We start from the raw sequence: 22,489 nt of genomic DNA on the forward strand, positions 1-22,489 counted from the left end.
AGGCACGCGATGATCTGGCGGCCACCCCTCGTCGGAACCCTCGGTTATCTCGTCGGCATGAAGTGGCCAGAAGGCAACGAGGACCTCATGTGGGGTCTTGCCGACGATTGGCGGTCCGCCGCAGCGCAACTCCAGGCCATCAAGGGCGATATCGACGACGCCATCTCCGCCGTGAAGGTCGCATACCCCGAGGGCGACGGCGGCAAGGAGATGATCAAGCAACTCGAGACGCTGAAGTCCACCGGGGACCCTCAGGCGTTGTCGATCGACAACCTCGTCAAATGGTTCGACAGTGTCGCGTCGATGGCCGATGGCACGGGCACCGAGCTCGAATACACGAAGCTCATGTTCCACGCGACCCTGCTCATAATGGCCACGGAAATGGCCATCGCCGCGGCATCGCTGTTCGCCGCGCCCGTCGAGGAAGCCGCTGTCGTCGCAGCCAACCGCGTCACCGTGCGGATCTTGATGAAGCGGTTGATCAACTACCTCGTCGGGCATGAGGTGAAGTGGGCCGAGCTCACCGGAATCAAGGCGGTTCTCGCGAAGTTCACGGTCGCCGCTTTCAACTTGGGTGCGGGTGCGGCCGTTGGTGCGGGGCTGGGGGCGGCCCCGGATATCGCGATTCAAGCGTGGCAGCGGTACGAGGGCCGACGCACGAAGTTCGACTGGGGTGAGGTTGGCACCATGGCCCTGGCCGGTGGTGTCGGTGGTCTGGTGGCCGCGCCGGTCGGTGCGGGGCTGGGCAAGGGACTGACAAGCGTTTTCAGTCCGCAAAAACGCCTCGGGACCATGACAGTCGCCGGTTTCCAGACCCTGGGCACCGGTGCGGTGGCCGGGTTGGCCGGTTGGGGCGCAGTCGCTTTGGCGACCGGTAACACCGAACTCGATCCCCGCATGATCACAGCAGGCGCTGTGGGCGGCCTCGGGTCCCATTTGATGAAGACTTACGGCGATACGAAAGCCCCCGCCGTCACCAATCCGACCGACACACAGCTGGCGAACCAGGCGCCCAGCTCGGAGATCCATCCGGCATCGGTGTCAGATATCAAGGCCGACACCGCTGTTCACGACGCGACCAACGATCATGGCAGTCAAAATCAGCCCGGAGCGAATTCTCCCGGCACCGCTCCGGTCGGCGCTCGCTCGGTCGAGCAGACGCCACACGCGGACAACGGGAACGGGCTCACGAACCTGCAGTCGGGCGGCAGTGGACCCGTAAGCCAAGTCCCCGCGAGCACTCACAATGGCGGAGCGCCAAGGGTTTCCGATGTCGCCCAACCCTCGGCTCCGGCACATACGACCGGCGGCCAGCCCGCGCCCGAAGGGCGGTCCGGGCCCGCCACGGCTACCCCGCGATCTGAGGCGCCGACGAATCCTGCGCCGGCAGCCGAAGCCCCCAAGGCGGGTGCGGCCCCAACCCGCGATACCGGAATCGGTACGGGTACACAGGCGAAAGCGACTGGGCTCGAGGCGGCTACGCCCCGAGCCGACGCTGACCGAGCACAGGTTGCGCCGCAGGAGCATGCCGCGGGTCTGCCTCCAGAACGGTCCGAGACCGCTCGCCCGACAGATGAGCAGGCCACGCGCACACCGGAGGGCGACCGCACCGACACCGCGCGGCCCACCGACAGTGATCGGTCCGACACGTCGCACACCAAAGATGGTGACAAGCCCGAGAGCCGTATCGGCGGTCGACAAGACGACGCGGCGGCCGATCATGACGCCACCGTCGGCAAAGGGCACGACAACTCGGACCAGTCATCGGACCGGGCCAACGATGCCAATCACGACGGACACGATCAGCCATCCCATGACACACAGCAGCCGCACGATCACGAATCCCACGGGCCCGCGGAACATCCGGATCGTCCTGTGCTGCCGGAGGACCGGCCGATCACCGACGCGGAGCGGCTCCACGCTCAGGACGCGCTCGACCGGCTGGGCCACGAGGCCGACCCTTCGACGTTGCTGCACCGCGAGGACACCGACCAAGCCGGAGCACATAACCGGGCCCGGGAGAATCACGAGTGGTGGCATTCGCTGACCGAGGATCAGCAAGCCGCGATGACGCGGGTGCATCCACACGAAATCGGTAATGCCGACGGCATTCCGGCATCCGTGCGCGACCAGGCCAATCGCTTGTCCATCGCACGGGACATGGCCGACTTGCGTGCGAACAACCCACGGGTCGACAAGTTCACGAACAGGTTCTTCGATCCCGACGGCTACCGGGAGTACAAGAACCTGTCCAAGACCGTCGACAATCTGCGGCTGGCCGACAAACTCGCCGACGAATACGCGAAGGAGAACGGTGGTCACCGGCCGCCGGTCGAGGTGCTCTCCTACGACGCGAGAGCGTTCAACGGTGAGGGCCGGGCTGTCGTCGCGTTCGGCAGTGTGGACAGAGCCTCAACGGTGTCGTACCACGTCCCGGGCATCACGACCACGGTCCGCAGCTTGAAGGTGAACCTGAACAACTCGTTCAACCACTTTTGGGAGACTTCGCGAAATACGAAGGACCCCAGCGAGGTGGCGTCGATCGCCTGGATTGGCTACGACGCACCGAGCGGTCTTCCGAAGATCTTCAAGGAGATGGCCAACACCGATCTGGCCAAACGCGGCGGTCAGCTCCTGGCGCGAGATCTGGCTGCCTTCAACGAAACTCGGAAACAGAACGCCACACTGCCCGACGGCGCGGCCCAGCCGGATGTGCACGTCTTCGGCCACAGCTACGGTTCCACCACAACGAGTTTCGCCGGCGCGGGTGGTCGCCTGTCCGGCGAGGTCTCCACGATTACCCTGCTGGGTTCTCCCGGCGCGGGTCCTGTGCCGCATGCTTCCCGATTCGGCATCGGCGATAACGTGTTCGTCGCCAGCTCACCTCGGGACCCGGTGACCTGGATCGGCTCGAGCCACCCCGATGACATCTCCCGTGCCGCACCGGCTCTCGGTCTCGGACTGGGTCTGGACCCGTCGGTCGATTCATTCGGTGCGCGTCGCATCACTGCTCAATTCCCGGGCGGCTTGAGAACTCTCAGCGATATCGGCACCCACACCGGCTACTACAAGTTCCACGACGGTGACGGCCGCAGTGTTCCGAGTGAATCGCTCTACAACTTCGGCAAGATCGCCGCCGGCCTGCCGCATGAGGTCATCCCGGAGTTCGCACGCCCCGATCGCTCCGAACTCGGCGACTTCAAACGGACTTTCGGCTCCACCCCGAACGACCCGGCCCACTTCCGCCCACCGGTCCACGACCCGGTCGAACGTGCTCCGCACGGCTACGACCGCATCGTCGAGGAGCACCGCAACCCCGACCCGGTCGCCGAGCACACGCCGCAGCTCCCGGCAGAGCACCCACCATCGAACGACTGTGGACCGCAGGCTCTTCAGCATGCCCAAGAGCTGACCGGCAACCCGAACATCCACGTCCCCGACGATCCGCAGATATCCCAGCGGGGCATGTCCGCCGAAGAGCTCGAGAACGCCGCGGGCGCCCACATGCAGCCGATCGATACTCCCGGTGTCCTGGCCGATCAGCTATACCGCATGGGAGATGGTGCGACCGCCATCGTCGTTGACGAGTACCGCGGCCCCGTCGACACCAACGGCGTCGGTGCCCACGCCTACACCGTCACCAACGACGGCGGCCTGCTCGTCATCCACGACTCCGCCCTCGGCGCAGGCCCGCACCCTTTCCCCGGCGATCGCACCAACGTCGCCAACACCCACGCGATCATCTACGACTCGCACGGAAACCCGTTGCAGCCCCGCGAATCCGGTACACCGGAGCATCCGGCCGCCAAGCGCCCGGAAGCCCGGATCGGTCAACCGGATTCACACCACGGCGTCCCCGACCACAACGGTCCATCGCACCTACCCGAGGGTGCTGAACCGCAGCGACCGAAGCTACCTGTCGAAGACAAGCCCTACTACGCGAACCCGCACTACGAAGACCCCGCCGCTTCACACGAATACGCTGCCAAGAACCGCATCAGCGACGGCGAGGTCCAGGACATCCGCGCCGAGCAAACCGGGAAGCACCCCGAGATCTCCCGCCTGACGGATGCCGAGATCGACGCAATCCGCCGCAACCAGTTCTTCACCCTCAACGAGCCGGTCAACGACGCGACCCGCAACGGCAACACCCACACCCTGCACGATCGCGACGTCGAAATCCGCACGCTGGTCTCCGGTTACAACAAGCTTCCCGACCATCACGGGGTTGTCTACCGATCCCTCTACATCGACGACCCGGTCAAACTCTCGCGATTCCTCGACGATTATCAGCAGGGCAAGACCCCGTTCGACCCCGGGTTCGCTTCCTCGGACAAGGAAGGCTCGATGCCCGGCGGCAATATCGAGCTGATCATCGACTCCAAGTTCGGGAAAGATATCTCTTGGGCATCGCGTCAGCAGGACGAAGTCGTCTTCCCCCCGGGCAACAAGTTCCTCGTCAAAGACCAATACCGAGTCACCGATCGCTACGGCAACGAGAAGTTCGTCATCGAACTGCAGGACCTAGGAAGGACAGAGCATGAACAAGGAGGAATTCGACCGGATCGCGCGGAAAGTGATGGAGCGCCGCAAGCCCCTGTCGCCGGAAGACCAGAAGTGGGCGGAGAAAATCCGTCAGCACACGGCCGACCTGGAGAAGAAGGGACGCCGCCCGGCCACCGAGGACCAGATCAAGATCTGGCAGGCGTGGGGCGAGTCGGAGATCACCCGGATCAACCGCGAGCAGGGCGAGACGGACTAGCTTCCGAGGCGCCACACCAGGATTCGCGGGAGCGATCTCCCCACCACGAACCTACGAACGACGATGCGCATCCAAATGCCGAGCACGAACCCACCGCGCATGAACTGATTCACCCGGCAGAGCCGGAGGCTGTGGCGCCCGCGCACGATCCCATTCAGCGCTTCGATACGCCCGAAGCCGCGCGCCACTACGGTGACGAAACGCTCGCTCCGATCCGGGACACCATGTCCGAACCAGAGCTACGTGAGCTGCAGCGCTACACGAAGAAGTCGTGGATCAACGAATTCCTGCGTGCAGAGAACCCGGTGAAGCTGCTTGCCAAGCTCGTCGAGGACGAAGGCCACTACCAGCAACTCAGGCGAGTCACCAACGGCAGCCCGATCATGCCGAAAGTGGAAGTGCTCGACCGGATTCTGGCCGAGCATCCAGACCCCCGCGATCCCCATCTCGATCCGCGCCTCCGCGCCACGATCGAGCATGTAGTCAACGATCCCAACCCGCACGGTCGGCTCCAGGAACTGTCGCGCAACGCCGACAAGCTGCCCGGGATGCGCGAATACTTCGGCGGCGAACCGACCCTGGACGTCCTCCGATCCCAGGTTGAACACCTCGACCAAGCGATGAACCGCCCGATTCCCGAGGGCGTGGAGGTTTCCCGCGGAATCAGCATGCGAAGCCTGGACCGCTTCATCGGTGCGGACGGCCAACCACTGAACGGCCGCAACCCAATGTTGTTGAAGGGCACCGTCCAGACCGAGCACGGCTATATGTCGACCAGCCTGGGCCCCACTCCACCTCAGGAGTTCAGGCTCAAAGTCCGTGTGGAACTGGAGGTTCCGGCGGACTCGAAGGGTGCATGGGTCGGCGACAAGGGCTTGGCCGGACCCGAGAACGAACTCATCCTCCAGCGTGGATCAAAATTCCTGATCACCGACGTCATCGAGGACCCCAAGGGCGCTCGCTACGACGACGGGTACGTCGACTACTTGGTCAAGGGCAAGCTCGTGCCGGCGGATTACGTCCACGAACCCAATCTCGAGGTCCCGCAAGCTCACGATCCGAATACGAAGCCGGACAAGCCGGGAGCTGATCGGGCCCGTCCGATCGATGGGTCCGACATAGACGTTCCGCTCCGGCTCGACAACGAGCCGCAACACCCCGTCGAATCGCCTGATCGCCCTTCGACACTCACCCCGCACCTGATGGACCGCTTCAAGGAGCTGCACGAGCGCCTATACGACCTCGCCTCGGCATACCACGACCCGAGCCGCGCCCCCGAGCTACCAGGTCTCCGCGTCGGATTGAACGACCTCATGGGAAAGCTCGGCATGCTCGATCACACGACATCGCCGACCGCCCTGCGGCTATTCGAGGAGTACCGCCCCGATCTGGCCAGGTACCTGTCGGAGAACTACGACACGTTCCGCCCCCACCCCTCGGACACCGCGACACCGCCACACGAACCCGGTCCGCACACGACCGACCACGCACCAGAGCCGAGCGAACATCGCCCGACCGATCCCGAACATCGCCCCAACGGAGATGACCCCCAACCGAATACATCTCATCCGATCGATGAGCACAACCCACCGGCGGACCCTTTGGGCCACTACGCCGACCGCACCCCCGCCGGCCTCTCCCTCCACAACGACCCGGAGTTGCAGGCCCTCGCGCACCAGGTCCCCGAAGACCCCCGCTTCTTCACCATCGACGCCCACCTAACCGACCGCGGCACCGTCCTCCTGGACGGCCGCGAATACACCATGGAACAGTTGGCCGCCCGCCTCCCCGAACTAGGCTACGACGGCCGCCCCATCCGCTTGATCGGCTGCGACGCCGCCTCCACCGACGCCGCCGCCCGCCTGGCCAAAGCCACCAACAGGGAAGTCCTAGCCCCCACCAAACCAGCCTGGACAGACCCCGAAGGCCACATCTACTCCTCGACCGCCGAAACCACCTCCCAGGGCACCCGCCGCCCCCGCATCCCACCGGATGGTGACTGGGAGCTTATCCACCCAGACGGCACGAAAACCAAAGTCTCCGAAGACGGTTTCGTCCCGGGCACACGTGAGCAGGATAAGCATGGCGTCGATCCGAACAGCGCCAGGGAGCGAAGTGCGTTCGTCAACGATGATATGCCGAGACATCCATACGAAGATCTGGTCGGCGATCGACCGGTCAAACATGTCGCGTCGGATGATCCGCTTGCACCGAAGCGCCGCAAGCCATTTGGTAGGGACCCGAAGACGGGTGCCCCAATTCCACTCGAGCCGAACACCGCATACCGCGTAACCGACAAGGCTGGGCGCGACCGAGGTCTGTTCATCACAGGCCACGATGGTCGTGTCTCTGAAGTGGTGACTGATTCCGGCCGAAAGCAGATGCGAAACACGACGCTCCGGAGACTGGAAGGTGAAGGGTTCAACCCTGATCTGAGGCAGGCTTTCCCTGAGGCGGTCTATACCGTTGACAATAGGTTCATTTATTCAACAGATTCCCACGGCAGAGTGGTTCAGGCCGAAGGTCGCTTGGAATTGACCGGCTCCGATGAGGGGCGGCGTGGTCCAGATCAGACCCCGATCGGGCATGCAGGTGAAAAAGAATATGCCAAAATAAACAAGCAGACCATCGAGGACTTCAAGGAGATATTCGATCGGGAGCCTTCGATAACTGAGGCAATACTTTTTGAAACCGTCCGATTCAACGGAGGCCACCTGTTCGGCACCGAATTTGGTGGCCCGGGTGAGGCCTTGAATATGGTCCCGATGCTCGAGAGTTTGAACCAGGACCCCGGAAACACCACTCCACTTGACAACTGGCGCAAGCTCGAGGGGCACTGGGAGCACTTGCTGGCCCAGGATCCACCTCCGACATTGAACGTGAAGATCTCACTCGACTATGACCCCCACAGCCCCGATATCTCGGCACCGATGTACATCGATGTCGAGTACGCTGTCGACGGTACATTGGTTGATACATTGAGTTTCAAGAATATTCCGCCCAGGCAGATGTCGTGAGCTTCGATATGCTGCCTGCGATGATCGTATGAAAGGATCGACCTATGGCACAGGAAGATTCAGCTGGACCCCTCGACCAGTCCGAGGTTCTCCAAGCGGTGGGGCATGCCTTGGTCGAGGCCGTTGCTCCGGGATGGCGGCAGATTCGCTTCGAGTTCAGGAGCACGGTTCAGATCGACAGTGCACGCCTCGAATCGATCGCGGAAGACGGTGTCTCGTCGCGGCATTCAGTGCCGACACTGGCAATGAGACAGTTTGATAAGTTGCGTGCAGCAATGTATGAGCCTGGGAAGGGTGCATGGTTCACTGCGCGGTATGTGATTGATCGATCAGGCGATTACAGTATTGAATTCGACTATGACGCCGAACCGGACTTCAGTCCGCAATTGACTGCCGGTGCCTATGTGCTGGACCTTCAATATTACCCTCGCGATGAGGAGCATATGCCAGAGTGGTTGCAGGACAAGCTCCGTCAGGCTCAAGACTGAGGATTTCAGCGGAGGGCTATGTAGGGATGCCGAGAAGATGATTGGCGAGTGACACCCGAGACGATAGCCCGACGGCGCGATAGGTGAGGACATAGTGGTCGCTGACGATGCGATGATGGCGAATTATGATGCCTGGACGCGTCTTCCGGTGTTCTATTTTCCGGTGACGCTCGGCGATGTCCTGGTGGGCTACCTGTGGGGGTCGCAGAATGGGAATTCTGCGGGGTTTTTCACGAAGATGGACTTTGGGGCCGATCGGGTGAAATCTGCTGTCTACTGGAATGATCGGCTCGAAGAGAGCTATCGGATGGGGCTTACGGCGGCTGAGGCGATCAGGTATTGGGTTGGGAGGCCTGAGGATCCGCGGTTCGGTGGGATAGTCGGCGATGCCGAGATGGGGGAGGCTCGGACCATTCAGGAGTTGGCGCTGCGTTTGAACCCTGATCACCCGATCGGTGACGGTCCGTGGGTGCAGGACGGCACATTCCCCAGTGGAAGTCCTGAGGATCGATCCGAGGGCTTCGGTGCGATCGCACCGGTGCCGACATCTACTTACCCTGACGAAACTGGCTCAGCCGTCATCTATTTGAGCGTCGTCCTGAAGGGCGTGGTCGTCGGCTATGTCTGGGCATCGGTGAGCGACGACGCCGCCGGGTATATCCCGCGCGCTGCGGTCGGCGATGTCGGTGTGGTCGCAGGTGGACTGTGGCGCGCACGTCTCATCGACGCACACAGGACTGGTCTATCGGCGCTCGATGCGGTTCGCCGGTGCCGCTCGCTTCCAGCCAACGCCGCTGGAACGTTCGGTGTGATTCAACCTGTTCCTGAGCAGCAGGCACCCTCACTCTCTGAGCTCCGACGGCTCGCAGACCAGAGCTGACCACTTCGAAGCCGCAGGCGGAAGGATTCCGACAGTGACTGCCGAGTTCGCCGAACTACCAAGGCTCGCACGCGTTTACGACCACCGCGATGCCGACGGCCGCCCCGTCGCGGTCCGGGCCTCGCTGCCCACGCACCTGCGTGACCGCCTCCTTGCCTACCTCGACTCCGCTCCGATGGTCCTGGCCGCTCGTAGTTTCGAGGTCGACGAATTCATCCCGTCGGTCCGAGACGTGCCGTTGACGTTCCGCACCGACGGTGCCTGGGTCTGGTCCGGGGCGGTATCGCATTACCTGCGCAAACATGCCTTTCCGCCGGACCCGGAGTTGGTGCGCCACATCGTTGCTCGTGACTTCTTACTCGGCGAGGTCAGTCCAGAGGCGAAAAGGCTGGCGATACAAGTAATCACGACCGCATAGTCGTCGTTCTATGACAGAGAGGTGCAGCCGGGCGGTAACTAGGCACCACCTCGACATCCAGGATCCGGACCGCGAAGACCGGAGTATCACCGACGGGATCGAGCACAACCTGAGCCGTGTGGAAGCGCATCCACGGCGCCTGAAGGGTGTTCTTCAGGCGTCGTTGCGGCTTGCAGGGTTGCGCTCCTGCTTGGACCCGATGGCGAGCAAGGTCGAAACCTGGCAGGCATATGTACAGGTGATGCAGGCTTCGTCGGCAATCTTCGCGATTGCCACCGCCGCTGAGGGCATGGTCGAAATCCGGTTCGGCGAGCGGATTTTGATGCTTCCCGCAGGTTCCACGCAAGGTATTGCCGATGCAGGCAACTGGGTGACGGCCTTCTACTACGCGGTGATGGGGCGGGATCAAGCGCGGCTGACGATGCTCTCCGAAGTCCCGACTGAGCTGCTCCGTGCTGCGGGGTCGGTGTATTGGTCCGAAGGTGCCGGTCTGCCGGAGAAGCTTCGGGCTACCTTCAACACCACCGATCCGGCGAACGTCAGACATACGCCCTCGGACCTGCTGCTCCGGATTCTTTATCCGCCGATAGACCTGTTCTATCGATTCCTCGATGAACAGTGGGATGAGTTCAATAGCAGCTTGGCGCAAGCACTTCAGTCACACGACGCGTATTGGGATTCGGGTGAGGACGACCGCCGGGACAACCGCACCGGCATGATTGCCGCGGGCCCGCTGGCAATGACCTGCCTTGCCCTCGATGCCGATTTTCCGGTTGATGTCGAGTCCGACTACTTGCCTCGGCATGTCGTGCAGCGAAGCTGGCTGGGCGAGTTTCCGACATAGTGGAGAGGGATGCCGATATGCAGAGGATCGACTACGGCGTCAGTCGGCACGAGATCGCCACGGACGATGACCTACGGCTCACCTTCCGCGGTGAGCCGTTCACGGGTGAGGTGGTCGAAACGATCGGCGATCAGTTGCTATCTCAGGAGTTCTACGTCGCTGGGGTACCGCACGGTCCTGACCGGGAGTGGTGGGCTGGCGGTCCGCTCAAGTCCGAGGGCGAGGTGGATTACGGCCGACCGAAGGGCATTTGGCGCAGTTGGCATCACAATGGGCAGCTCGCTGAGGAGCGGGAGTTCAACGGTAGGGGACATTTGACCGCGGTTCGGAGGTGGGATGAGGCGGGCAATCCGATTGAGGGGTGATCGTGTGCGTACCTTCGAAATTCGGAAACGTTTCGGCCCAGCTGCCCGTCGATCAGAGTCTCAGCGGCTTGTCGCGACAGAGGCGGCGTTGAGCTCGAAAGCGAGGATTGCCGCCGCGGACAGCAGGTTCTGGAATTCGGCCGAATCCCTGACCTCCTGTCCGACACCCTGCCGAGCCCAGACGAAGAGGACTCCCTGCCTGATGCGGACTCGGGGCGCTGGATTGAATTTGTAGAGAAGCAGGAAGGCGCGGCGGACCCGCTCCGTCAAAACGCTTGCCGCACCGTGATGATCGGGGGAGTGGACGGTGAAGTACTCGTCGAATTGCTGGTCCCCGGTCCGGTACAACTGATCCTCCAGAGAACGGTTCTCCCAGTAGGGTTCCCATACCGGCTTGCCTGATGCGGAGCGCATCGTGGACAGGATCTCCACATCCGAGATGCTCGGATTCACCGCGGGGATGGCGATGGCCGTGAAAGCCCACGTATATGTGGTGCTACTGGTGATCCCTTGCTCAGTGCGCTGCAGGCGGCAGCTGTAGGTCACGAAGGGTAGGCGCGTGTCTGGCACACCTGGAACCTCCACGTGGCCGTGTACGGGGCGATCATTGCGGAGACTTTTCCGGTAGTACGGGTTCAAACCCAGTTGCTTGTGATCCTTCTGCCACGTCGGCGTCGGCCACCCGGGCGAACCCCCAAGCCTGGCCGACACATTCTGTGTGTGCTTCTTGTCGGCGGCCCTCCCCGTCACGGCCATGATGATCAGGAGAATGACGACCACAACACCGAGGCCGATCAATACAGCCATGAAATCCCCTCCATTTCAACGCTAATCGCCCGAAGCCTATCCACAGGCCTCATGCATCGCTAATCGGCGGCGATGTCCGCTGGCCAGCGATCCAGCGACGATCGTCCGAACCGGACATGCGCCGTCATCGAGTCGAATGCTGTGCTGGTCACGGGCATCATCTCCCGCGGCGACCGGGTTGCCGGCGATGATGTGCGGCAGACATCGCGGTCTGCTCGGTTGAATACCCCGTGGTACGGTCGGGCCATGTCGTCACCGGGGGCTCAACAGGGCAACAACGGAACCGTGTCTGGCGCAACCACATCGGTTCCTGCGTCGGGAAACCAGCAGCCGACTTTCCAGTCTGGTCCCGTGTACCCGACGCAACAGCAGTTTCAGCAGGTCCCTCAGTTCAATGCCCCGGACTTCTCACAGCTGCAACGACCCCGGCGACAGGGTTCGAAATGGTGGGCCTGGGGTCTCGGCGGTGCACTGGTCGCCTCTGCGGTTTGGGCTGTCGGGGTCTTCGCTGTGTCTGGAAGCAGCAGCGACAAAAGTCTTGGCGATGCGCCGGACCTGCGCGGATATCAACTCGTCGACAACTTCTGCAAGGCAGCGGATGTCTCTGCGTTGCGGGAGGCTGGATACTCGGCCAGCACGCCCGCCATCGAGCACAACGCGACCTCTTCGGCGATCGACATGATGACCTGTCAGATGCTGGTTACATATGGAAAGAGCAGCTCGGCCAGTGGCTCGCTTGTGGTGACAGCGAACATCCACAAAAAGGTCGATCCTGCAGTTGAATTCGAATCCTTCAACTCGAGTAAGTTTCATTCATCACAGAGCGACTCGATCCGAGTCTCGAAGTTGTCGGGCATAGGCGATTCCGCGTACCGCCGTGTCGAAGCCGGTAAGGCTCAGCGGGTGACCACTGTGGCCGTGCGCGACGGCGGTCTTGTTCTCGAACTAACGCTCTCGCAGTCCAATCCCGACCCACTGGCATCGCCAACGGATTCGGGTAGCGGCTTGGATGACTCGATCGGTGAGATGTTGAAGAAGGTCGCTGCTGCCACGATGGACAACTTGCATTCGTAATCAATGGGATTCGCTATGACGTCGGAGTCGGGAGGGAGCGGGCCGTATGGCTGATCCGACGAGTTGGGATGGATTCTCCAACAAGGTCTTCAATGGCACCATTCGGCTGAACGTTGATGACGGTGTCGCGGATCTGGCCGCGCAACACGCGGCGGACCTGCTTGCGGCCGTCGCCACCGTTACCGGCAAGCGCGTGACGGGTCGGCTCAGCGAAGGGCAGACTGCGCACTCGCCTCTCGGGGGATCCTTCGACACGGGATACGGCTACAAGGGCTTCGGGCAACTGGACTCTGGCCGGGCCATGACCAGCATCTTCTCGAAGCTCGACAATGACCTCGGCGACGCGCTCAACGCTCAGGTGAAGATACTCGAAGAGATGGGTAACGCCTTCTCGTGTGCCGCAAAAGGTTACAAGGCTACAGACGACGAATCCAAGCAGTATTTCGATAGCCTGAGGAACAGCCACGGCAAGGACACGCCATACTCTGATATTCAGGGTGCGGTCTACAGCTTCAATGGGTATACGAAGGCTGGCATTCCGAAAACTGATGATTGGGGTGATGGTAAGACTCCCAAGAACTTTAATACGGACCACAAGGGTACGCAGGCCGCGGATTCCGGATCGAAATCGCAGTACCTGCTGTCCCTGGAATCTTCTCAGAGTATTACGGGCAAACAGATCGAGCTTCTCGCCAATGTTGGAATCACGAATGGTGTTGAGCTCGTAGAGTCCGGTGCGGTCTGGAAGTCCTGGGCAAATTTTCTTCAGGGCAAGTTCGCGACATTCAATCAGGACATTGCCGGTATGCGGAGCAAGGAGCAATGGACTGGGCCGGGAATTGACTCGATCATAAATGCTTTGAATTCGTATATCACCCAGGCTACGACCTTGGTTGAAACGATGTGGGCCGTGGGTGATCTGCTGAACTACTCGGGCGGGTGGATCTCGACAACTCGCGAGGCAGCCGCGACCGCACATTATGATCACAAGGACGACGAGCGGAAGATGTGTGAAGAATTCCGCCCGATATTTCAGTCGGTGTATCACTTCGGCTGGCAAGAGACCTTCAACTCCGTGCCGTCGATACCCAGCCCATCAGCTCTGGTGAGCCCATTCACGCCGTCCACCCCACAACAGCCCAATGTCCCAGGCGGAAACAACCCGAGCGGGGGTACCCCCTCCTCCCCGGGAACGCCGACGACCGACCAGCCGAACCTGGATGGCAAGCAACCGGAGTCGCCGACCAGCAAAGACCCGAATACCACGAAGCAGCCAACCAGTGACGACACTCTGAAGACCATTGCGCAGGAAGTGGCGACGACGGTTCAGACGGTGGCGCAGCAGTTGTCGTCGGCGGTGTCGACCGGCGTCCAAGGGCTGGAATCGGTTGCGCAGCAAGTAGCGACGACCGTTCAACAGCAGCTCTCGGCACAAACGACCAAGCAGACGGACGATAAGCAAACCCAGCTCGATCAGCAGCTGACCAACTTGTCGTCGTTGTTGAACCCGGGCGGCAGTCCGGCCACTCCTGGATCGACGCCGGGTAGCCCCGGAGGGACGCCGACGAGTCCGAAGTCGCCGGAATCGCCGAAGTCGCAATCGTTCCCCCGGTCAACTGTCGCGACTGACGAGCAGCAGGAGACCCTCACGTCGACGTCGAGGGCGGGTATCGCCACATCGTCCACATCATCGAGCGGTGCATCGTCGATGCCCGGCATGGGTTCGATGGGCCAGGCTGGTGGTGCCCAGGGGCAGTCGAAGGAGCACAAGCGGCCGACCTTCCTCACGTCGGCTGAGCACTTCGAAGAGGTTGTCGGCGAGGCCCCGGCCGCAGTCACGCCCGTGGCCGAGAAATGAAGGCCACCTGGAGATTCACCGACGACGAGTTCTACGTCCAATGGCGGGACTTGCCGGAGGAGTCATTGCCGGCGCCGCTCGCGTACACCTGTCGGACCTCGTCGTGGGTGCGGTACGTGCAGGAGCTGGCCGAGCTTCGTGAAGACCTGCGTGCCCGCCGCGATTTGTCGTTCGACGGCGTTCTGCCGGAAATCCGAGACGCGGACATCAGGATCGAGGTCTGGGGCTGGAACGGCTACGACAAGCGCGACCCGGCGGGAAGCGTCCGAATGTTGGCAGCACGCCGCGGTACTCGTGGATTTCTCGTAAACCAGGAACCAGGCGAATCTGTCATTCATGCAAAGGGATTCATCGTCTCTGAGTTCGATGCGCTGGAACTCGGGCGGATGGTCGCTGAAGCACTGCCCGAGGCAGACGGTGGACGGCAGGGCGACATTGTCCTGGCCGAACGCAACGTTGAGACCGAGCTGGATTACTCATACGGGCACTCGATCATCGACCACAGTGTGTCCTCCTCCGCCCCTGCGCAGAGCCGGGCGTTCCTCGCGGCACCGCATGAACGGGGTGGATTCATCGATGTGATTCAAGGACGATCGGTGTTCGGCCCCCGAGGTATCACCCGTCACCGCCTTGAATGGCGTGATCTCGAGGACGATGGCCGGTACATCATCACCGAGGGCACTCCACGGCAGGTGTTTTCGGCCGATACCCCCCGTGCCACCTCATTGATCAATGCGCGGATTGCGGACGTTGTGCGAGCGATCAAGGATGAGCGAGGGTGATTGGCATCTCGGCCGACGGAATATCGCTGGCCCCCCGTCGCTGTCGTATGGTACTTCTACGCCAAGCTAACTGGGAGGGAGTTCGCAGTGACTGAGTCGGGGGCGGCTGGAGCTGGCACCGGTGGGGAGGAGTGGGCCTCGTTGGTGGTTGCCAATACGTCTGGGTCGATTCGGGTGCGGGCTACCAATCAAGGGTTGCCGTTGGCTCTGAAGGTTGAATCGGCTGAGTTGCATCGGGATCCGCAGCAGTTGGCTGGGGAGGTTCTGCGACTCTGTCAGAAGGCTGCGAACCGGGCTGGCCTCGCTCTCCGGAAGCAGTTGGAGGAGGCGGGAGTTCCGGCGGAGGCTATCGCCAGGGCCAAGCTGCCCACCGAAGCCGATGTTGCTCGGCAGGAAATCGTTGAGGAGCAGGACTACGATCATGAGCCGCAGAGCTGGCTCAGGTCGGTGTGAGAGGGGCGCTCGTGGTTTCGTCGATGGATGAGTTGCAGGAGCAGGTTCGGCGGCAGCTGTATCGGTTTCAGGATCTTGCGGATCAGATGAAGGCTGTCAGGGGGCGGGAGACGTCTGAGGACGGGGCTGTGATGGCCGAGGTCGACGGGAATGGGGCGCTCACGGATCTGCAGTTCAGCAGCGCTGTTTCGCGGATGACGCCGGGGGAGTTCGAGCAGGCCGTCGTGAGCACGGCGGCGCAGGCGGCGCGGCGGGCGTTCGAGCGGCGCGCGGAGATCGTGAACCGGTTCAATGAGGAAGTGGCCGGGTAATCCCGGTTTGTTTACACAACTTTGAGCCAGAGTTTGCGCCTTGCGGACTGGCCCAAGGGATTTCGTACTTGTAGTCTGTGCAAGATCAAAGGTAGTGGGAGGGACACTGATGACGGATCACGTGGCGGCGGAATTTCCGCCCATCCTGGCGTACGGCACCGAGAAGGCCGGCATCGCCGCTCAGGTCGCAGGGACGGCCGCGGCGGATGTGGGTACCGCGCTCGCGCAGGCCGTGCCGACCTTCGGCCTGATCGGGCAGCAGTTCCTCGCGGCCTTCGCGGTGGCGCAGGGGAATTTCCTGATGTCCTCGGCGGAGATCGCGGCGGTGCACGCGGACACGGCGACCACGGCGTACGCGGCGGTCGGCGCGTACGCCACCAATGAGGTCACCTCCGCGGCCAGCTTCCTCTCGACGGTGCTGTGACGAATCCGTCCAATCCGACGGTGCTCGACGGGCTGCGCAGCAGTCCCATCGGTGCGTACCTCGACACGCCGGTCGCGGATGTCGTGAGCAACCTGGGACTGCCGCAGCTGCCGCAGTTGCCGTCCATCAGCTTGCCGGATCTGTCGGGGATCCAGCTGCCGACGCTGCCGACGATCGATGTGACCACGCTGATCCAGCCGGTCGTCAGCATGCTGCAGTCGTTCGGCAGCGGAATCCTGAACAGCGGCTTCAATCCGGCGACCATCCTGACCTCGATGGTCAGTGCGCTGACTTCCGCTGCGTCGCAGAGCAAGTCCGCCACCAGCACGGTCATGAACACCTGGACCGGTGATGCCGCGCTCGCCGCGCAGACGAAGAGTCAGACGGTCGAGGCGCAGAGTGGCGAGGTGGCCCTGCAGGGCACGAACCAGCACGCCATCCTGGGCGTCGCGCAGGGAGTCGTCGCCGCGGGCAATGCCCAGATGGTGGCTCTCATCAACAAATTCGTCATTCAGGTGACCGGGAGCATCGCGCTGTTGGCCACTCCCGCTGGTCTCCCATGGTTGATCGAGACCGCGACCGAAACAATTCTCGAGGGTTTGGGCATCGTGGCCGATACCCAGGTCGCCTTGGCGGGCCCCACGACCGACATCATCGCGGCCGGAACGAAGATCATGATCGCGGGCGCGCCGATCGCGTCCAATATCGAGTCGCTGTTCAATATGGTCGGCACCGCGCTGCAGCCCATCGCCAGTGTCGCGCCGACGGTCGCGGAGAAGGTGGTCGAGAAGGGTGCGTCGGTGGTTTCCACCGGGGCGCAGGAGATCAGTTCGGCGCTGAGCAACAGCAATACGAACACCAATACCGACACCAACAAGACCAACACCAACAAGAACACGCCCACGGACACCACGGTCAAGACCGACGACAAGAAGACCGATAACCCGGACACCACCAAGACCGACACCGGTGGCGGCGGCAGTCCGCTGGCCACGCTGTTCGGTGGCGGCGGGACGCCGACCACCACGAGCCCGGCATCGACGCTGGGCACCAGCCGAATTCCCACCGGGGAGGTCACGTCCGGGGCCGGTGTGCCCAAGACGACCACCGAGGCCAATGGCCGCACCACCGCCACCACCTCGCCCACCATGGCGGGGGCCGGTGGCGCGGCGGGCCGGGCCGGGGCCGCGGACGAGGAATCCACTTCGGACCGTTCGGGTTTGGTCACCGCGGCGCACGGCGACGAGGTGGTCGGGCTCATCGAGGGTGTGGTCCTGCCGGTCGTCGGCGCCATCGAAGCCATCGAAGAGCCGCCGGACAAGGCGCTGACACTCTAGATTGCATAGCCAGGGGTTACAGGAGGATTGGCATGAGCACCAACGCATTCGACGGTTTGAAGTTCGACGCTTCGACCGCACGCGACGCCGCGGCCCAGCTCGAGGCGCTGGCCGACCGGCTCGCGGGCGGGCTCGGTGTCGAGCAGGCCAAACTGGATTTCGCGCCCGCCGGGGCCGATGAGGTGTCGCTGCGGGCCGCGCAGACGCTGAACGCGGTGGCGGCGTCGTTCGTGGCTTCGGGCACCGACGGCGTCACCGAGCTGCGCAACCTGGCGACCACGCTGCGCAGTCAGTTCGACACCTTCGGCCAGGTCGAGGACCAGTCCGTCCTCGGGTTCGCCTGAGCGGAGGCGCATCCTCGATGCTGGAACCGACGAAACCCGGCTTCACCGAGACGGTTTGGGAATCCAAGCCGCCCGAAGAGCTGGCGCGTGACCTGGTGACGGGCGCCGGTGCGGTGCCCGCCGCCGAGGCGGGTCTCGCGTGGGCGCGGTTGAGCACGGGTTTCGCGGCGGCCGCCCTGGAGTACGAGCGCATTCTCGTAATCCTGGACAGCGCTTGGGAATCCAAGCACAGCGGTCCCTTCATCGAACGCATCAAGGCATTGCGCGACTGGCTCGGCGCCTCCGCCGCGGCCGCCGCCGGCAATGCCACACAGGCCGAATCCCACGCGGCCGCATACGAACTCGCCAAGCTGACCATGCCCGATGTCGACGAGGTCGAGAAGCTCAAGGACATGCAGCAGCTGATGGGTCAGCTCGGGCTCGCCTTCGGCGCACCGCTGCTGGCGGGCCTCACCAAGGTCGACACCGATGCCGACGCCGCGAAAGCCGCTGCGGCACGGGTGATGCGGACCTACGAGGCCGCCACCGAATCGCTGGCCAAGCCGTGGGAGCACGAGGCGCCGCCGCAGGTCACCACACCCGCGCAGCCCGCAGAGCAACCGGCCACCCCGGCTGAGGTCGAAACGCCCACGCTCACACCGGGTTCGATACCGAACCTGTCGCTAGGCTCGCTGAACCTGCCGCCGATGCCGATGACCCAATTGCGCACCAATGCGATCGAAGCCAAAGAGACTACGACGCAACGCGTTACGACGCAGCCGGTCACTGTCCAGTCGACCGGGGCCGGTATGGCTCCCACCGCGATGGGTGCGTCTGGCCAGACCGACGAGGAAGACCACACCCCGCGCGCCGGACTGGTGGGCGCGCCCGCCGGCGACAACGAGCTGGGCCTCACCTCCGGCATGCAGGTCGCGCCCGCGGTGCTCGGCGGCCTGGACCCGGCCGCGCAGCGTCCGCCGGTCGACATCGCCTTCAACGCGGGCGGCACCGGATCCGGCAGTGCTGGTTCCGAGAACGCCACCACGGCAACCGATCCCGGCGAACGTCAAGGGGCCGGTGCATGACGACACTGACCAACGACGGCGTCATCGCGCTCGCCGGGCATCTCGGTGTGCAGACCCTGCCGCTGGTGCTGTCCATCGGCCCGCGCCAGGAGTCGTACCAGGAATGGGAGCAGGCGCAGGAACAGGCCCGCGCCGACCTACGCGCCCGTCGCATCGTCGATGCCCACGGTGACGTCGACACCGACACCGCCACAGCGCTTTTCGTCCTAGCCCAGCCCGAGCGTGAACTGGCCATGCGGGTACAGACCGCCAACGGTCCCATCCGCGTCTGCGTGGCCCGCCGCGCCGAGGATCACGCGGTCGCCATCCGCCGCGGCGATACTCTCGACATCCAGCCGCTGTGGTCCGACGGCTCCGCCGCCTCCCTGACCCGCCCCCTGCTCGGCGCTCTCGGCCCCTGCCCGCCCGCCGACCTCGCGGCCTTCAGCGCCGAATCCGCGGATCTGGCCGAACGCCTCGACACCGCAACGACTTCCGAGGACTACGCGAGCACCGTCTACCATCTCGGCGTCCCCGACACCGACGCCACCACCTACGGTCTCGCCCTCTCGGCCACCCACGCCTACGCCGAAATCGTGGCCTACGCCTACGCCGACGGCCTCACAGACCGATCGCCCGGAGCCGTCGCTGTCTACGACACCGCACGGGGCCGCATCGTGGCCGCACCGGGGGTCGCCCCGGACCAGCAACTCTGGTCCACGCTGACACCGGGCAGTGATCACCGTATCGCGCAGTCGATCTCGGCTCTGATCGACTCGCTGCCCGGGGGGAGGTGGCTGTAGTGGATCACGCGTGACCCGATACAGCTGATCTGCCCGAAACCGGTGGTGCGCAACGCATCGCCTATCCAATCCCGAAGAAAAGGCAAGGTACAGACGATGGTTGCAAATGATGCGGAAATTGCGAAGGCCGCGCAGAGCCACATGGCGGACGTGGTCGCTTCGATCAAGGACATCCTGAAGAAGATCACCGCGGAAGTCGACAGCTCGAAGGGCAGCTTTCAGGGTGAGGCGGCCGGTGCGTTCAACTCCGCCGCGGTGGCCTGGGACGAAGAGGCCCAGAAGCTGAACCACGCCATGGATGAGTTCCAGGAGAAGGTTGGCTCGGGCACGGACGTGTTCTCCAACGTGGACATCACGAACCAGGACAAGTTCAACCAGGCTCTCACGAACCTCGGCTAGTAACAGCTAACGCCCACTCCAACTTTCAACATCTGCAAAGGAAGACTCATGCTTTACGACAAAGAGGGAATGACCAAGCTCGCGGAGCACCTGCGGCAGTACCACCGCGACCTGGTTGCTGTCGCCGGTGACGGCACTGCTGCTGTCGACACCACCAGCGACCTCGGCCAGGCGGTCGAGCGCCTGAAGACCGCCTGGTCGAACCCGAACAGCGGCGCGGAGAACGGCGCGCTGGAGGCTGTCATCGCCGCGAAGCGCGACTGGGACAGCGCGTACGCCGACAAGTGCCTGCAGACCCTGGACGCTGTGACTGCCGCGGTCGAGAGCGCCCTGACGAACGCCCTCGCGGCGGACGCCAAGGTGGGCAACTCCTTCGCCTGACGAGGACGCCGCCACTCGCGACAGCGCACCCTTCCGCGAAGGATGGGTGCGCTGTCGTTGGCTGAAGCCCAGTAATCTTTGTGCCCGTAGGTTCCGGTTCGACGGAGGATTTGGTTAGTGCCAGCCCAATTGACCACCCGTGCCCAGGTCAATGGGTACCGCTTCCTGTTGCGTCGACTCGATCACGCGCTGGTGCGCCGTGATGTGCGCATGCTGCACGATCCCATGCGGTCCCAGTTCCGCTCCCTGATGGTCGGGGCGGTTCTCGCGGTGCTGGTGGTCGCGGGCGCCGCGATCATGGCCTTCATTCGTCCTCAGGGTTCCGTCGGCGATGCGAACATCGTGATGGGCAAGGACAGCGGCGCGCTCTACACCGTGGTGCGGGACAAGAATGACAAGACCAAGCTGACGTTGTACCCGACGCTGAATCTCGCGTCGGCCCGCTTGCTCTCGAACACCACCGAGTCGCCGAAATCGGTGAAGGACAGCAAGCTCAATACGATCCCACGCGGTCCGATCCGTGGAATTCCCGGCGTACCAGCCGCTTTGCCCGCCAGCGGACAGGGCGGCGGATCTCAGTGGACGCTGTGCGACAAGGTGCCGCTTTCCGCATCAGGCGGATCGGCTTCCTCGACCGGCGCGGAGACCACGGTCATCGCCGGGAAGTTGCAGCTCAACGACCACATCAAAGCGGCGGACCCCGGGTCCGCGGTGCTGGCGAAGAAGACGGACAGCCAGCAGAAGGACCACACGTATCTGATCTATGACGGCAAGGTCGCCGAGATCAACCCGCAGAACGACGACGTCACCAAGGGCGCGCTCGCGCAGGTACTCGATCTTGGCACCTCGCGACCGATTTCGTCCGATCTTGTCAGCGCGGCCGTGAAGGTCCCGCCGCTGGTTGCTCCCACGATCCCGCGTGCGGGCGAATTCGCCCAGGGCAAGCTGAGCAATGTGAAGATCGGCAGCATCATTCAGGTGCCGGCACTGGATGGTTCGGGCAAATCGGATCTGTATGTCGTGTTGGACAACGCCATTCAGCGCGTGTCCATGTTTACCGCTCAGTTCATTACGTTCTCGCAGAAGAATGCCGACGCCTTCGTGCCGGTGACGCCGGATGCGATCGCGGGCATCCCCCAGAAGCACGGCAACGACAAGATCGCCCCCGGGCTGCCGGTAGACGACTTCCCGACCGTCTCACCGAAGATCATCTCCGCGTCGGAGAACCCGGTCGCCTGCATTACCTGGGCGAAGAAGAACGGTTTCGGCCGAGATCAAGCGGACGCCACCGAAGCGCCCTCGGACTGGGCCAAGGTCCAACTGCTGATCGGTACGCGCTACCCGCTGAGTGACTCGCAGGCACCGGTCACTTTGGCGACCGCCGACGGTTCTCGTGGTGATCGGGTCGACCGTGTCTATGTGTCCCCGGCAACCGGAGAATTCATACAGGCCACCGATAACAAGCCGGGTAGTCCGGAGCTCGGAAGCCTCTTCTATCTCGCTGACAATGGGGTGCTGTACGGCATCCCGGACGCCAAGACCGCAGGGATTCTCGGCTTGGAGTCCAAGCCCCGCCTGGCCCCCTCACAGATCCTGAACACGTTGGTCGCCGGGCCTACCTTGTCCGCGGAGGACGCCCAGATGAGTTGGGATACCTTGCCGCCGAGCTGCGACAAGGCGTGCGGGCCCTGATCGACTC

General features: G+C 63.3%; 19 protein-coding genes. 18 read left to right on the forward strand and 1 reads right to left on the reverse strand.

The genetic code is table 11. The features are described from left to right. The first annotated feature begins 9 nt into the window (after positions 1-9). The 6 genes from ON43_RS05990 (at position 10) to ON43_RS06015 (ending at position 10,774) form a co-directional block, all read left to right on the forward strand. The gene (locus ON43_RS05990; RefSeq protein WP_040804512.1) at positions 10-7,779 is read left to right on the forward strand and encodes an alpha/beta hydrolase; all 7,770 of its coding nucleotides are present in this window, start codon (positions 10-12) and stop codon (positions 7,777-7,779) included. 44 nt (positions 7,780-7,823) lie between these two features. Continuing rightward, on the forward strand, positions 7,824-8,267 hold the full coding sequence (locus tag ON43_RS05995; RefSeq protein ID WP_040804515.1) for a hypothetical protein: 444 nt from the start codon (positions 7,824-7,826) through the stop codon (positions 8,265-8,267). Between the two features lie 94 nt (positions 8,268-8,361). Further along, entirely contained in the window at positions 8,362-9,147 is a 786-nt protein-coding gene (locus tag ON43_RS42195; RefSeq protein WP_051177979.1) for a hypothetical protein, read from the forward strand. Positions 9,148-9,181: 34 nt separating this feature from the next. Then, entirely contained in the window at positions 9,182-9,565 is a 384-nt protein-coding gene (locus ON43_RS06005) for a hypothetical protein (RefSeq protein ID WP_051177981.1), read from the forward strand. Between the two features lie 199 nt (positions 9,566-9,764). Further along, on the forward strand, positions 9,765-10,409 hold the full coding sequence (locus ON43_RS06010; RefSeq protein ID WP_167333415.1) for an immunity 49 family protein: 645 nt from the start codon (positions 9,765-9,767) through the stop codon (positions 10,407-10,409). Between the two features lie 17 nt (positions 10,410-10,426). Next, positions 10,427-10,774, forward strand: a complete 348-nt coding sequence (locus ON43_RS06015) for a toxin-antitoxin system YwqK family antitoxin (protein WP_040804587.1) — start codon at positions 10,427-10,429, stop codon at positions 10,772-10,774. Between the two features lie 60 nt (positions 10,775-10,834). Here the strand turns inward: ON43_RS06015 and ON43_RS06020 are convergent, their stop codons facing one another. Continuing rightward, positions 10,835-11,581, reverse strand: coding sequence for a hypothetical protein (locus ON43_RS06020; protein ID WP_040804517.1), 747 nt, complete (start codon positions 11,579-11,581; stop codon positions 10,835-10,837). Positions 11,582-11,653: 72 nt separating this feature from the next. Here ON43_RS06020 and ON43_RS44650 point away from each other — a divergent pair, with 72 nt between their 5' ends. The 12 genes from ON43_RS44650 to eccB all read left to right on the forward strand — a co-directional run bounded on the left by ON43_RS44650 (position 11,654) and on the right by eccB (position 22,482). Further along, a complete protein-coding gene (locus ON43_RS44650; RefSeq protein WP_157513928.1) occupies positions 11,654-12,655 on the forward strand; it encodes a hypothetical protein in 1,002 nt (333 codons plus the stop codon). A 46-nt stretch (positions 12,656-12,701) separates the two neighbouring features. After that, positions 12,702-14,513 carry a hypothetical protein gene (locus tag ON43_RS06030; RefSeq protein ID WP_040804524.1) on the forward strand — a complete coding sequence of 604 codons (1,812 nt, stop codon included), beginning with the start codon at positions 12,702-12,704 and terminating at the stop codon, positions 14,511-14,513. Next, on the forward strand, positions 14,510-15,295 hold the full coding sequence (locus ON43_RS06035; RefSeq protein WP_040804527.1) for an ESX secretion-associated protein EspG: 786 nt from the start codon (positions 14,510-14,512) through the stop codon (positions 15,293-15,295). Before ON43_RS06030 ends, ON43_RS06035 begins: the two co-directional genes overlap by 4 nt. A gap of 476 nt (positions 15,296-15,771) precedes the next feature. Then, positions 15,772-16,059 (forward strand): YbaB/EbfC family nucleoid-associated protein, encoded by a 288-nt coding sequence (locus ON43_RS06045; protein ID WP_040804591.1) that lies wholly within the window; start codon positions 15,772-15,774, stop codon positions 16,057-16,059. 109 nt (positions 16,060-16,168) lie between these two features. Continuing rightward, complete coding sequence (locus tag ON43_RS06050; protein WP_040804529.1) at positions 16,169-16,483, forward strand: hypothetical protein; 315 nt, start codon at positions 16,169-16,171, stop codon at positions 16,481-16,483. After that, the gene (locus ON43_RS06055) at positions 16,480-17,820 is read left to right on the forward strand and encodes a hypothetical protein (protein WP_040804532.1); all 1,341 of its coding nucleotides are present in this window, start codon (positions 16,480-16,482) and stop codon (positions 17,818-17,820) included. Before ON43_RS06050 ends, ON43_RS06055 begins: the two co-directional genes overlap by 4 nt. A 32-nt stretch (positions 17,821-17,852) precedes the next feature. Continuing rightward, positions 17,853-18,164: a PE family protein gene (locus ON43_RS06060; RefSeq protein WP_051177986.1), complete on the forward strand. Its 312-nt coding sequence runs from the start codon at positions 17,853-17,855 to the stop codon at positions 18,162-18,164. Between the two features lie 17 nt (positions 18,165-18,181). Further along, positions 18,182-19,228, forward strand: coding sequence for a PPE domain-containing protein (locus ON43_RS06065; protein ID WP_040804533.1), 1,047 nt, complete (start codon positions 18,182-18,184; stop codon positions 19,226-19,228). After that, positions 19,225-20,010 (forward strand): ESX secretion-associated protein EspG, encoded by a 786-nt coding sequence (locus ON43_RS06070; RefSeq protein WP_040804535.1) that lies wholly within the window; start codon positions 19,225-19,227, stop codon positions 20,008-20,010. The genes ON43_RS06065 and ON43_RS06070 overlap by 4 nt, the downstream gene beginning before the upstream one ends. Positions 20,011-20,106: 96 nt before the next feature. Further along, entirely contained in the window at positions 20,107-20,409 is a 303-nt protein-coding gene (locus tag ON43_RS06075) for a WXG100 family type VII secretion target (RefSeq protein ID WP_083913187.1), read from the forward strand. A gap of 48 nt (positions 20,410-20,457) precedes the next feature. Then, entirely contained in the window at positions 20,458-20,790 is a 333-nt protein-coding gene (locus tag ON43_RS06080; RefSeq protein ID WP_157513929.1) for a hypothetical protein, read from the forward strand. Positions 20,791-20,919: 129 nt separating this feature from the next. Beyond that, positions 20,920-22,482, forward strand: coding sequence for a type VII secretion protein EccB (gene eccB / locus ON43_RS06085; RefSeq protein WP_245568486.1), 1,563 nt, complete (start codon positions 20,920-20,922; stop codon positions 22,480-22,482). The last annotated feature ends 7 nt before the right edge of the window (positions 22,483-22,489 follow it).

This window comes from Nocardia concava NBRC 100430, from assembly GCF_000308815.1.
Lineage (GTDB): Bacteria > Actinomycetota > Actinomycetes > Mycobacteriales > Mycobacteriaceae > Nocardia > Nocardia concava.

What these genes read in the sequence shown, in the direction of transcription:
- ON43_RS05990 (WP_040804512.1), top strand. Translation starts at nt 10, where the DNA reads ATGATCTGGCGGCCACCCCTCGTCGGAACCCTCGGTTATCTCGTCGGC.
- ON43_RS05995 (WP_040804515.1), top strand. Translation starts at nt 7,824, where the DNA reads ATGGCACAGGAAGATTCAGCTGGACCCCTCGACCAGTCCGAGGTTCTC.
- ON43_RS06010 (WP_167333415.1), top strand. Translation starts at nt 9,765, where the DNA reads ATGGCGAGCAAGGTCGAAACCTGGCAGGCATATGTACAGGTGATGCAG.
- ON43_RS06015 (WP_040804587.1), top strand. Translation starts at nt 10,427, where the DNA reads ATGCAGAGGATCGACTACGGCGTCAGTCGGCACGAGATCGCCACGGAC.
- ON43_RS06020 (WP_040804517.1), bottom strand. Translation starts at nt 11,581, where the DNA reads ATGGCTGTATTGATCGGCCTCGGTGTTGTGGTCGTCATTCTCCTGATC.
- ON43_RS44650 (WP_157513928.1), top strand. Translation starts at nt 11,654, where the DNA reads ATGTCCGCTGGCCAGCGATCCAGCGACGATCGTCCGAACCGGACATGC.
- ON43_RS06030 (WP_040804524.1), top strand. Translation starts at nt 12,702, where the DNA reads ATGGCTGATCCGACGAGTTGGGATGGATTCTCCAACAAGGTCTTCAAT.
- ON43_RS06035 (WP_040804527.1), top strand. Translation starts at nt 14,510, where the DNA reads ATGAAGGCCACCTGGAGATTCACCGACGACGAGTTCTACGTCCAATGG.
- ON43_RS06045 (WP_040804591.1), top strand. Translation starts at nt 15,772, where the DNA reads ATGGATGAGTTGCAGGAGCAGGTTCGGCGGCAGCTGTATCGGTTTCAG.
- ON43_RS06050 (WP_040804529.1), top strand. Translation starts at nt 16,169, where the DNA reads ATGACGGATCACGTGGCGGCGGAATTTCCGCCCATCCTGGCGTACGGC.
- ON43_RS06060 (WP_051177986.1), top strand. Translation starts at nt 17,853, where the DNA reads ATGAGCACCAACGCATTCGACGGTTTGAAGTTCGACGCTTCGACCGCA.
- ON43_RS06065 (WP_040804533.1), top strand. Translation starts at nt 18,182, where the DNA reads ATGCTGGAACCGACGAAACCCGGCTTCACCGAGACGGTTTGGGAATCC.
- ON43_RS06070 (WP_040804535.1), top strand. Translation starts at nt 19,225, where the DNA reads ATGACGACACTGACCAACGACGGCGTCATCGCGCTCGCCGGGCATCTC.
- ON43_RS06075 (WP_083913187.1), top strand. Translation starts at nt 20,107, where the DNA reads ATGGTTGCAAATGATGCGGAAATTGCGAAGGCCGCGCAGAGCCACATG.
- ON43_RS06080 (WP_157513929.1), top strand. Translation starts at nt 20,458, where the DNA reads ATGCTTTACGACAAAGAGGGAATGACCAAGCTCGCGGAGCACCTGCGG.